Source organism: Streptomyces sp. (assembly GCF_036524955.1).
In the GTDB taxonomy this organism is placed as follows: domain Bacteria; phylum Actinomycetota; class Actinomycetes; order Streptomycetales; family Streptomycetaceae; genus Actinacidiphila.
Map to the genome: position 1 here is coordinate 1 of NZ_DATDBG010000100.1, position 11,445 is coordinate 11,445.

General features: G+C 74.9%; 9 protein-coding genes. 3 read left to right on the top strand and 6 right to left on the bottom strand.

The annotated features are described in order from the left end of the window. Nucleotides 1-707 precede the first annotated feature (707 nt). The gene (locus tag VIW71_RS09020; RefSeq protein ID WP_331621528.1) at nucleotides 708-3,512 is read left to right on the top strand and encodes a helix-turn-helix transcriptional regulator; all 2,805 of its coding nucleotides are present in this window, start codon (nucleotides 708-710) and stop codon (nucleotides 3,510-3,512) included. A gap of 10 nt (nucleotides 3,513-3,522) precedes the next feature. On the opposite strand, the gene VIW71_RS09025 is transcribed toward VIW71_RS09020, so the two are convergent. The 6 genes from VIW71_RS09025 to VIW71_RS09050 form a co-directional block, all read right to left on the bottom strand. Next, nucleotides 3,523-4,323 (bottom strand): alpha/beta fold hydrolase, encoded by an 801-nt coding sequence (locus VIW71_RS09025; RefSeq protein ID WP_331621529.1) that lies wholly within the window; start codon nucleotides 4,321-4,323, stop codon nucleotides 3,523-3,525. A gap of 448 nt (nucleotides 4,324-4,771) precedes the next feature. Continuing rightward, a complete protein-coding gene (locus VIW71_RS09030) occupies nucleotides 4,772-7,528 on the bottom strand; it encodes a helix-turn-helix transcriptional regulator (RefSeq protein WP_331621530.1) in 2,757 nt (918 codons plus the stop codon). 457 nt (nucleotides 7,529-7,985) lie between these two features. Then, a complete protein-coding gene (locus VIW71_RS09035; RefSeq protein WP_331621531.1) occupies nucleotides 7,986-8,702 on the bottom strand; it encodes a MoaF-related domain-containing protein in 717 nt (238 codons plus the stop codon). Nucleotides 8,703-8,769: 67 nt separating this feature from the next. After that, the gene (locus VIW71_RS09040; RefSeq protein WP_331621532.1) at nucleotides 8,770-8,985 is read right to left on the bottom strand and encodes a hypothetical protein; all 216 of its coding nucleotides are present in this window, start codon (nucleotides 8,983-8,985) and stop codon (nucleotides 8,770-8,772) included. Continuing rightward, on the bottom strand, nucleotides 8,978-9,436 hold the full coding sequence (locus VIW71_RS09045; protein ID WP_331621533.1) for an SsgA family sporulation/cell division regulator: 459 nt from the start codon (nucleotides 9,434-9,436) through the stop codon (nucleotides 8,978-8,980). The genes VIW71_RS09040 and VIW71_RS09045 overlap by 8 nt, the downstream gene beginning before the upstream one ends. Nucleotides 9,437-9,506: 70 nt before the next feature. Beyond that, nucleotides 9,507-9,785 (bottom strand): WhiB family transcriptional regulator, encoded by a 279-nt coding sequence (locus VIW71_RS09050; protein WP_331621534.1) that lies wholly within the window; start codon nucleotides 9,783-9,785, stop codon nucleotides 9,507-9,509. 371 nt (nucleotides 9,786-10,156) lie between these two features. Between VIW71_RS09050 and VIW71_RS09055 the strand changes: the two genes are divergently transcribed. Both VIW71_RS09055 and VIW71_RS09060 read left to right on the top strand, forming a co-directional pair. Next, on the top strand, nucleotides 10,157-10,981 hold the full coding sequence (locus tag VIW71_RS09055; RefSeq protein WP_331621536.1) for an alpha/beta hydrolase: 825 nt from the start codon (nucleotides 10,157-10,159) through the stop codon (nucleotides 10,979-10,981). A 267-nt stretch (nucleotides 10,982-11,248) separates the two neighbouring features. Next, the coding region (locus VIW71_RS09060; RefSeq protein ID WP_331621538.1) for an alpha/beta fold hydrolase at nucleotides 11,249-11,445 on the top strand (197 nt) is incomplete at its 3' end.

Consider the following 11,445-nt stretch of genomic DNA (forward strand, 5'->3'; position numbering starts at 1 on the left):
TCCCGTCCAGCCGACGCCCGCGAGCGCCGTGTCCAGCGCGGCCAGCTCCGCGGCGCGCCCGACGAGCTCCGTCCGGACCGGCACCTCCACGAAGTCACCGGCTCCGCCGAGCGTCAAGGTACCTCCCGCATCCCACGCCGCCGGGCCGGGCGCGGCCCACGCACCGGGATGCCCCCTTCGGCATCGGCTCGACGCTACGGTGTGCGGTGGGGCGCCGGAATCCGTCACCTCACTGCATCCGCCTGTCCGGTGACCGGGCACGTGCACGCGGTGGGCCGGCGCTGCCGAGGACGACGGTCTTCACCTGGCCGTCGCCTTGTCCCGGTCGGTCTTCCCGCTCGTTCCCTCCGGGGGGCCTCGTTCCGCGGCCGCCCACTTCGGGAGCTCGGGCGTCAGCCCTTGTCCTCCGGCCGGTGCGGCGGCGGTCGTTTGCAGGGCCGGTGCCCGGCGGCGGTCGTCCGCACGGCCGGAGTCCCGGGTGGCCCGTCGGTCACCCGGCCCGGCCTGGCGGGGCGGCGAGGGGGTGTGCGGTGGCCCCGACCGAGAACGTTGGTCAAATGACTGAGTCTGTGATCGGCTCGCCCGTGTTCCGCTGTTCCGGTACGGACGCCCCCGGTCCGGTGCGGACGCCCGTGCCACGACGCTCCCGTTCGCGTACGACGCTCCGTTCCCGGTACGGACGCCCTCTCGACCCAGCGGTGGTGACCATGGACATCTTCGGACGCTCGGCGGAACTCGCCGCTCTGCGGCGCACCATCGACCGCGCGCCGGGCGCGCCCGGGAACCTGGTGCTGCACGGGGACCCCGGCGTGGGCAAGTCCGTGCTGCTCCAGGCCGGGATCGCGTACGCCCGCGAGCAGGGCCTGCGGGTGATCGGCGGCGCCGGGTACGAGAGCGAGGCCCAGCTCGCCTTCGCCGGGCTGCACCAGTTGTTCGCGCCGGTCATGCGCTACCTGGACGCCGTCGAGCCGTACCACCGCCAGGTGCTGCGCCGGGTGCTCGGGTTCGAACCGGGGGCGGTACCCGACCGGCTCGCGATCGCCGTCGCCACCCTGGCGGCCGTGGCGGCGGTCGCCGAGGACGGCCCGGTGCTGATCGCCGTGGAGGACGCCCACTGGGTCGACGTCCCGACCCGCGAGGTCATGATGTTCCTGCTGATGAGGCTGGAATCCTACGACATCCGCGCGATCTTCGCGCGCCGCCCGCTGGCCGCCACGGAACGGGTCACCCCCGGCATCAACATGGTCGAGGTGCCGCCGCTGGACGACCTGGCCGCCGCGGAACTGCTCGGCCACCTCCACCCCGAGCTGCCCCAGCACGTACGGCAGCGGGTGATGGCCACCTCGGCGGGCAACCCGCTGGCCCTGACCGAACTCGCCGCGGCCCTCGGCACGGACGCGGCCACCGGCCTGGAGCTGCTGCCCGACACCGCGCCGCTGCGCACCCGCCTGGAAGGGACCTACGCCTCCCGGGTGCTGGCCCTGCCGCCCGAGCAGCGCCGCTGCCTGCTGCTCACCGCGCTGGACGGCGACCGGCTGGAGAACCGGGCCCAGCAGGCCCATCCGCACGCGCTGTCCCCGCACTGGGTGGCGGACTTCGAGCGGCTGGGCCTGGTGACCCGTGACTCCACGCCGTCCGGCCTGCGTTTCCGGCACCCTCTGGTGCGCTCCGCCATCGTCCACAGCGCGTCGCCGGACGAGGTCCGCAGCGCGCACGGGGAGTTGGCGGCGAGCTACGCCGACCTCCCGGAGCGGCGGATGTGGCACCTGGCCGCGGCCACGGTGGAATCCGACGAGGCGGTCGCGGCCGAGATCGAGGCCGCCGCCCACGCGGTCAGCCGCCGCGGCGGCTCCGGCCTGGCGGTCCCCGCGCTCCAGCGCGCCGCCGCCCTCAGCCCGCAGCGCGCGGACGGCGCCCGCCGCCTCCAGCACGCCGCCGAACTGGCCGGCGACGCCGGGCGGCTGGGGCAGGCCCAGGAACTGGCCGAGGAGGCGCGCCGGTACCTGGACGACCCGGCGCAGTCCTGCCGGTCCCTGCTGACCAAGGCGCGCATCCTGCTGCTCAGGGACGGCGACCTGGCCGGTGCCCGCCGGCTGATCGGCCAGGTCCTGCGCCAGGGCGACCTGGCCGGGTCCGACGGCGGGCTGGACCTGCAGGCGCTGCGGCTGCGCGTGCTGGGGGCCACGTACGCCCAGGACCCCGAGGAGTGGGCCGAGGTGGCGGACCTGCTCGCGAAGTCCGGTGCCGGCTGGGGAACACCGCCCGACCCCGGCGCGACCTTGTCACCCGGCTCCCCGCCGCACGCGGGCGTGCCGCCCGAGACGCCCTGGGAACCGCTGATCGGGGGACCGCTGACCGAGGAGCGGCTGCGGGAGGCCTTCGACGTACTCCCGCCGGAGGCCCCGGCCGCCCGGGTGGTCGAGCTGTGCTACGGCGCAGCCGCCCTCGACCAGCTCCACCACTACCGCGACCACGTGCGGGAACTGATCCGGCAGGAGAGCGGGCAGGGCGCGGTCACGCACGCCGCCGCCGGGCACTGGTTCGCCGCGCTCGACCACTTCCTGGCCGGGAGCTGGGACGAGGCCGAATCGGTGGCCTCGGCCGGCCTGGACCTGTGCATCCGCCACGAACTGGCCCTCGCCGCCCACGATCTGCGCTGCACCCTGGGCTGGCTGGCCGCGGCCCGCGGCGACGCGGAGTCGGCACGCGAGTACGGCCGGGTCGTGGACCAGTGGGCGCAGCCGCGCGGCAGCCGGCTCCACCTGGCCCTGACCGCCCGCAACCTCGCGCTCGCCGCCATCGCGGAGGGGGACTACGAGACCGCGTACACGCACTGCGTGCGGGTCGGCCCGCCCGGCGTGATCGAGACCCGCGGCGGCTTCGCGCCCTGGGCGATCCTCGACCTCGTCGACTCGGCCCTGCACACCGGGCGGACGGCGGAGGCCGAGGCGCACGTCGAGGCGGCGGTGCGGGTGGGGCTGCGTGAGGTCTCCCCCCGGCTGCGCCTCCAGATACTGGCCGCGCGGGCGCTGGCCGCGGACGACGACCAGGAGGCGGTGGCCCTGTTCCGGCAGGCGCTCGCCCTGCCCTGCGAGCACTGGTCGTTCGACCATGCCCGGGTCCGGCTGGCCTTCGGGGAGCTGCACCGGCGCCGCCACCGGCCGGGCGAGGCCAGGCCCGAACTGCGCCGCGCCGCGGACATCTTCGGCCGGATCGGGGCCACCGCCTGGCAGCGCCGCGCCGAACAGGAGCTGCGGGCCAGCGGCGTGGCCGTCGGTCTGTCCCGTACCACCGGGGAACCGGCCGCCGCGGCCGACCTCACCGCGCAGCAACTGGAGGTGGCCAACCTGGCTGCCTCCGGCCTGAGCAACAAGGAGATCGCCGAGCGGCTGTTCCTGTCCCCCCGCACGGTGAGCGCCCACCTCTACCGTGTCTTCCCCAAGCTGGGCATCACCTCGCGGTCCGCGCTGCGCGACGCGCTGGCCTCGGCGGGCCTGACGAACGCGGGGTGAGGGCGGCCGGTCAGCCCGCGATGAAGTCGAGGACGGCGGCGTTCCACTGGTCGGGGTGGGTGAGGGGCGCTCCGTGCGGGGCGTGCGGGATGACCACGGTCCGGGAGTCCGGCGCGGTCCGGGCGACCCAGCTCCCGGTGGACGCGAACGGCATGAACGCGTCCTCCCCGCCGTGCAGGACCAGTGCGGGCACGTCGAGGCGGACCAGATCCGCCCGCAGGTCCGCCGCCGACCAGGCGCGGACCACCTCGGCGGTGGCCCTCGGCGAGGCCGCCGCCGCCAGGTGCAGCAGGTGGCGCCGGGTCGGCTCGTCGATCGCGGTCTCCCCGCGCACGGAGAAGAACCGCAGCAGGACGTCGTCGAGCATCGCGATACGGTGCCGGGCCGTCGCGGCCAGCAGGTCGGCCACCAGGGCGCTGCCGGGGTGGGTGACGACGGGACTGGCCAGGACGACACGGGCGACGCGCCCGTCGCCGAACCGCACCGCGTACCGTGCGGCCACGGCCGCCCCCGAGGAGTACCCGACGACGGTCAGGCCGCGCAGGCCGAGGTGCTCGACCAGCAGGTAGAGGTCGGTGGCCGGCGCGTCGCCCTCGTACCCCGCCCAGGTGCGGGTCGACCGGCCGAAGCCGCGGCGGTCGTAGCTGACCACCCGCAGCCCGGCGTCCACCAGGGCGCCGACCTGCGCCTCCCAGGCCGCCTGGCTGAGCGGCCAGGCCGCCACCAGCAGGACGGGCGGCCCCTCGCCGACGTCCTCGTAGTAGAGGTCCACATCGGCCCCCTTCTCACGTCCTACGGTGAGCCACGGCACCCTTCCTCCTTCGTCGTTCCCCTGCGCGGGCAGAGCCAGCCTCCGGCATCGCCGCCGCGGTGCCATCGGTCGTTTGACTGCACCTCACGCGCCGCCCCGGGGCCGACCCGCCACCGACCCGCCGCCGGGCCTTCTACCTGCGGGCCGTCGCGGCACTCCTGCAGCCCGGCCCCGGCCTGCCCGGAAGCGTCATGACCGCGCGGGGGGTGCGGTCACCTGCACGGCCCCGTGCCGCAGCACGTGCGCGGGGTTGGTGCGGCCGGTCGGGCGCGGCCGCGTCGACGTCTCCCCCGCTCGGCGAGATCCTGCCGCTCGCTGAGACACCCCCAGGCCGTGCGGCTGCTCAGCGCCCAGGCGGGCAAGCCGGTCGGCCTGGTCCTCAAGCCGTGATCCGGCCCCGCCCAGCCTGATCCGTGAAGCCCCTCGGCCGCGCTGCCTCCGCGCTGCCTCAGTCCGTCTCCGGCGGGATGAGGTCGCGCAGTTGGGAGCGCAGGGTGATGCCCAGCTTCGGGAAGCTCCGGTAGAGGTGGGACGCGACGGTGCGCGGGGAGAGGTACAGGCGCTCCCCGATCTGGGGGTTCGTCAGGCCCTGGGCGGCCAGCCGCAGGATCTCCTGGGTGCGCGGCGAGAACCCGGCCAGCGCGTCCTCCTCCGCGGGGCGCACCACGACCCCGGAGGCGCGCAGTTCGCCGCTGGCGCGCTGCGCCCAGGGCTCGGCGCCCAGCCGCTCGAAGACCCGCAGCGCCGCGCCGAGCCGGACCCGCGCGTCCCCGATCCGCCGCCGGCGGCGCAGCCACTCCCCGTACTCCAGGAGCACCAGGGCCTGTTCGAAGGGCCAGCGCCCCTCGGCCGGTTCCGCCACGGCCGCCCGGAACAGCTCCTCGGTCTCCTCGGCTCCCTCGGGCGCGAGCAGCGCCTGCGCCCGGCACAGCACACGCCGCAGGCGCGGCGAGCCGCCACCGCCCACCACCGCGCGCACCCGGTTCAGCACGGCCATGGCCTCGGCGGAGCGCCCGGTGCGCACCGCGGCGGCTGCCAGGTCGGCCACGTAGTAGGGGGACTGGTGGTAGTGGACCGGGTCGCCCGCCTCCTCGAAGAGTGCGCGCAGCCCCGGGTAGGCGGCGTCCGGCTCCCCGTCGGCCAGGTCCGCGAGGGCGTTCGCCCAGTGGGCGCGTACCAGCAGGGCCCGTACCTGGGCGGTCTCCGCCCGGCCGATGACCCGGCGCGCCAGCTCCCGGGCCCGCTCGGTGTCACCGGTCAGTGCCGCCAGTGCCGCGCGCAGCGCCTGGGCACTGCACGCGGCCAGCGGCAGGACGCGACCGCAGCGGGCGTCGCCGATCCGGTCCGCACTGGCGAGGGCGTCACGCCAGTTGCCCGACTCGAAGCGGGCCCAGGCCCGGTCGGCGGCGGCCAGCCCGCCGTGCAGCAGGTCGCTGTCGTCACGCTGCGGGTCGGCCACAGCGTCCAGGAGCCCGAGCGCGTCGCCGGTGTCGACGTGCTGGGCGAGGGCGGCCAGCAGGTGCTGCTCGGCCGGATCGCCGTGCAGCGCCGCGACCATGCCGGGCAGCGCGGCGCGTACCGTCTCGGCCTCCGCGTACGGGTCCACGGCCCACCGCGCCAGGCTGCCTTGCACCGAGGCCGGCCGGTCGCGCGGGAGAAGTGCGCCCAGCCGCTCGCGGAACTCCGGGGAGCCGGAGTAGTACGCGATCTGGGCACCGGTGCCCAGGATGGACCGCGGCGGTCCGTCCGGCCCGGAGTCCGCCGCGGCCGACAGCAGGGCCTGCGCCATCGCCTCGTCCAGGCGCATGGTCAGCAGCGCCACCAGCGCGGCCAGCTCCGCCAGCCGGGCCCGCGCGTCCGGATCGTCGGTCAGCTCCGCGGCCCGGTGCGCCAGTTCGCGTGCCTGGTCGACCTGGCCGGCCTGGGCGGCGACGAGCGAGGCGATACCGAGGCGGCGCCCGTGCTCGCGCGGGTCGGGGCTGAGCTGGCCGGCCCGTTCGAAGCCGGCGACGGCCTCCGCCACCGCGCCGCGCCGCCGGGCCCGCTCGGCGGCGGCCTGCACCAGCGCGGCGACCTCCTCGTCGGGGGCCACCGTGCCCGCCGACAGGTGCCAGGCGCGCCGGTCCGGGTCGGTCTCGGCCCGGGCCAGCCGCAGGTGCGCCTGACGCCGGGCGCTGTACGAGGCGGCCCGGTAGAGCGCCGATCGCACCAGGGGATGCCGGAACTCCAGCCGCCCGTCGCGCAGCCGGACCAGCCCCGCCTCCTCCGCGGGCCGCCACACCTCGTAGGGGTCGCTGATCGAGGCCGGCAGGGCGGAGACGATGACCGCCAGATCGCTGGTGTCCGCGGCGGCGGCGACGAGCAGCGCGTCCGAGGCGGTGCCGGGCAGCTCGGACGCGTACTGGATGAAGGCGCTCTCCAGGCGTTCGGTGGCGGCCAGCGCGGGCAGCGCGCCGCCGGTGCGGTCGCCGCGGGCCAGGGTCAGCGCCAGTTCGAGCAGGGCGAGCGGGTTGCCCGCGGCCTGCTCCAGGATCTGCTGCCGCTGGGCCCGGCTGAACGGGATCGCCTGGCGGTCCAGCAGCAGATCGCAGGCCACCGGGTCGAGCGGCCCGATCGTCAGCGTCGGCAGCACGCCCTCAAGACGCGGCGGCAGCCGGTGCCCCCTGGCGGCGGCGAACAACCCGATCGGCTCGCCCTCCAGACGCCGGGCCAGAAAAGCCAGGACGTCGCTGCTGGCGGCGTCCAGCCACTGGAGGTCGTCGACGAGGAGCAGCAGCGGGCCGCCGTCCGCGAGCCGGGAGAGCAGGGTGAGGACGCCCAGGCGCAGCACCATCGGGTCGGGCGGGGCCGGCATGGCGATCACCCCGAAGGCGGCGTCGAGGGCGTCCCGCTGCGCCGCCGGCAGTTCGCACACTCCGGGGAGCGCGGGCCCCAGCAGTTGGTGCAGCCCGGCGAAGGCGAGATCCGATTCGGCGCTGCTGCCGCGGGCCCGCAGCACCCGGACACCCCGCTCGGTGGCCTCCTCGTGGACGGCCCGCATGAGCAGGCTCTTGCCGATGCCGGGTTCGCCGAGCAGCGCGAGGAGCCGGCCCTCCGCCGGCTTCGGGGCGAGAGCCTCGGAGATCCGGGCCAGTTCCCTTTCGCGGCCGACGAGTTCCTTGACCGCGGGCGTCCCGTGCGGGTCGAGGGAACGTCCGCCGTCCACACGCGCCCCCTGCACTGCCGTTTCGCCCTGGCTCCCTGCCAGGGAGCAGGCTAACCCGCGAAAGTAACGCCCACGGGTCCGACCATTGCGTGCGCAGGTCCTGGGCGATCACGGAACCGGGTCCGGGTGGGTCCCGCCGCCCGCCGCCGGGCGCGCCATCACAGGGGCGCGGCCCCTTCCGGGGAGGCACGGAACCGAGTTCGGGGGTCCCGCCGCGCCGTCGGGTGTGGTGTTCCAGGGGCGCGGGCAACTGCGCGCGACCAGCCCCCACAAGGCTGCACTCCGGGGGTTACGGGACACAGCTCGGTGGGTCCCGGTGCGCTGCCGGGTGGCCCCGGCGTGGTGGCTGGGCGCACGCCCTTCGTGCCCCTGCGGCCCCTCCGGGGGGACCACGGAATCAAGTTCGGGGGTCCCGCCGCGCCGCCGGGGGCGGCGAGTTCCCGCGCCCCCACACACCTCAGAGCACGGGCCGCCCGCTCGCGGTCTGCGTGGCCGGCACCTCCGCCTGGACCACGTCCCAGTGTTCGGCGATACGGCGGCCCTCGAAGCGGAAGACATCGACGACCACCCGTGCCGGCCCGCGCGGCGAGCGCACGCGGCTGTGGGCGACCACGAAGTCGCCCTCGGCGATGAGGCGGTGCGGCTGCCAGACCGGACCGTCGGCCGCCGACGCCAAGTGCGCGCGCAGCCCCGCCACGCCGTCCGCGACGAGCGGGCTGTGCTGCAGGCAGTCGGGGGTCCAGTAGCGCTCCAGGGACGCCACGTCCCGCTCGGTCACCAGCGCCTCCATCGCGCGCCGGACGATCTCCTTGCGTACGGCGAGCCCGGTCCCCGTACCGGCGAGCGGATCGCCGGCCGCGTCCAGGCGCTGCAGCGTGCCGCTCAGCACCGCGCACCGTCCGTCCTGGAGGGCCACACTGGCCCGGAGCACTCCGTTGGCGAAGTCCTGCAACTGGGTCACCGTGGAGCCCGAGCGCTCCTTCCAGGAGGTGAAGAACAGCCCCGGCCGGACCTCCGCCATGGAAGCGGCCACTGTCTCCCGGTGGCCGGCCACCGCTAGTCCGGAACTCTCCAGCACGACGAACGTCAGCCGGCTCTGCGACTCGAAGGTCACCTCAAGGACGAGGTCTCCGAGATCAGCGAGGTAGGCATGGCCGAAGATGCTGGCCGGCATGGACGGCTCCGTTCCACGGGACAGTTGCCGGACCCAGTCTGGGTGCCGTCCTCCCGGGCAGAATCAGTCAACTGACTGTGCCTGCGGTCGGCGACGGCCTCGGTAACGTCAAGGCCGCCAGGACCGGCAGGGCCAGGCCCGCCAGGACGCTCAGGGCCAGGTCCGCCAGGATCTGCGGGGTCGGGTCCGCCAGGACCCGGTGCGGTCCGGCGTACGGCACGTCGTACTCGGCAGTCAGGGCGCGGGTCTGGGCGAGGCGCGCGCCCGCTGCCCGTTCATCCACCGCTGACCAGCCGTTCGAGGATCTCGTCCCAGGAGAGCATGGCGCCTTCCGCGCCCTCGGGCACCTCGGTCAGGGTCTGGTCCAGCCAGTCGCGCAGTGGCGCGGCCGGCACGTCCAGCATCGCGGAGGGACCGCGGCCCCGCAGCAGGACTCGCACCATCGTGCGTCCGTGCCAGTGGCAGGGCGGCCAGATCCGGACGTCTCCGTCGCCGGAGGGCGTGCGCAGCCCGGAACGGAGCAGTTCCCGGGAGAAGACCCACGGTGTGAACCCTTCGGTGCTGTCCGGGAACTCCATCCGGATACCGAAGGGCTGCGCGCTGTCGTAGACCAGGCGGGCCGACACCGGCAGCGACTCCGTCGAGTTGAGCACGAGGTAGAGCGTCAGGTTCAGTTCCAGGCGGCCGGTACGGGGGCGGCAGCCCTCACCGTCCGGTGGATTCGTGCCGGGCATGGTGCCTCCAGTCGTCGAAACGGCGTACGGGGAAGGGGAACGCGCGGGGAGCGGGGAGGGGGGAGCGCGCTCAGCCGGTGCGGGCGGTCCGCGGGTCCGGGTTGCGGTCGGACTCGGTCAGCCCGCCCCACACCCCGAAGGGCTGGTTGGTCGCGACGGCGAAGAGGGCGCACGGCGTGCGGACCGGGCAGGCCTCGCACACCGCCTTGGCCTGCTGCTCCCGCTGCCGGCGGGCATGCCCGCGTTCGTCCGGGGGTGAGAAGAAGACCGAACTGTCCATGCCACGGCAGGCGGCCTGCGCCTGCCAGCCCCACACGTTCAGCAGCGGCTCGACCTTGATCGGATTCACGGGAGCCTCCTCGCCTCGAAGCCGGCGGTCGGCGTGATCTTCGCGGTGCGGGGCACGGGGGAGGGTGTATTCGTCATGAGCCGATCGTCAGCCCGGAGGGGCCCGCGGCGAATCAGTTGCGTGACTGCACCGCGATACCGAACGACCGGGCCCGTCACCGTACGAACTACCTACACGGTGACTGAGCCGCCGCCCAATGTCCCTGTCCGGGGCCCCTGCCGCCCCCGGACCGTCACCCGCGGGTTACTCAAGGCCCCGGTGCGTTACTCAACCTCCAAGTGACAGTCGGACTACTGATGTGGGCGCCGGCGGACCGGGCGCAGGCTGCGAGGAGTCGGTAGACCGGTTCCTCCCCCGAAAGGCAGACGGCCATGGCCGCAGAACAGATCCCCGTGGTCTTCATCCACGGGCTGTGGATGCACTCCAGCAGCTGGGACCCCTGGGTGTCCCGCTTCAACGAGCACGGTTACCTGGCCTCCGCGCCGGGCTGGCCCGGGGACGGTGCCACTGCCGCCGAGACCCGGGCCGATCCGGACGCCGTGGCCGGGTTCGGCATCGACGACGTGGTCGCGCACTACGCCTCGGAGATCGCCGCGCTGCCGTCGGCACCGGTGGTGATCGGCCACTCCTTCGGCGGCCTGATCACCGAGAAGCTGCTCGGCATGGGCCTGGCGCGCGGCGCGGTGTGCCTGGCCCCGGCCCAGTTCAAGGGAATACTCGGGTTGCCGCTCGCGCAGCTCCGGACGGCCGCGCCGGTACTCAGCCGCCCCGGCCTGCGGACGAAGACCTGGTCGCACACGGCCGATTCGTACGCGGCCGGGTTCGCCAACGCCGTCCCGCGCGAGGAGTCCGACGCGCTGTTCGAGGCGTACGCCATCCCCTCGCCTGCCCGGCCGCTGTTCCAGACCGGGCTCGCCAACTTCACCCGGAACAGCCAGGCGACGGTGGACACCAAGCGCGGGCGCGGCCCGCTGCTGCTGATCGCCGGCGGCAAGGACCGCACCGTCCCGGCGGCCACCGTCCGGGCCGCGTACAAGATCCAGCGGCGCAACCCGGGCGTCACCGAATTCCGGATCTTCGAGGACCGGTCGCACTCGATGCCGGCCGACCACGGCTGGCGCGAGGTCGCCGACACGGCGCTGGACTTCCTTGCCCGCAACGGGCTGCACAGCACGCGCTTCCAGCCCGCGGGCTGAGCACTCCGCGGGCGGGGCCGACCGCGTAGGCGCGCTCCGTGCGCGGCTGACCGTACCCGTGGCCACTCCGTGCCTGGAGCTGACCGCGCGGACGACCACTGCGCGCGGCTGACCGTACCCGCGGTCACCCGGCCTCTGCCTGCCCCACCTGTGCCTGCCCCACCTGCGGCTGACCGTACCCGCGGCCACCGGACACCAGACCGACCGCACACGCGGGCCACCGCACACACCGCTGACCGCACCATCCATCAGGGAAAGAGAGTTTCGATGTCCACGATCACGACCAAGGACGGTACCCGGATCTTCTACAAGGAGTGGGGTGACGGACGGCCGGTGGTGTTCTCCCACGGGTGGCCGCTGAATGCCGATGCCTGGGACAGTCAGGCCCACCTGGTCGCCTCGCACGGGTATCGGGCGATCGCGCACGACCGGCGTGGTCACGGCCGGTCGGACCAGACGTGGGA

Excerpts from the sequence above, each read along its gene's own strand:
- VIW71_RS09035 (WP_331621531.1), bottom strand. The coding sequence starts at position 8,702 with ATGCCGGCCAGCATCTTCGGCCATGCCTACCTCGCTGATCTCGGAGAC.
- VIW71_RS09045 (WP_331621533.1), bottom strand. The coding sequence starts at position 9,436 with ATGCCCGGCACGAATCCACCGGACGGTGAGGGCTGCCGCCCCCGTACC.
- VIW71_RS09020 (WP_331621528.1), top strand. The coding sequence starts at position 708 with ATGGACATCTTCGGACGCTCGGCGGAACTCGCCGCTCTGCGGCGCACC.
- VIW71_RS09055 (WP_331621536.1), top strand. The coding sequence starts at position 10,157 with ATGGCCGCAGAACAGATCCCCGTGGTCTTCATCCACGGGCTGTGGATG.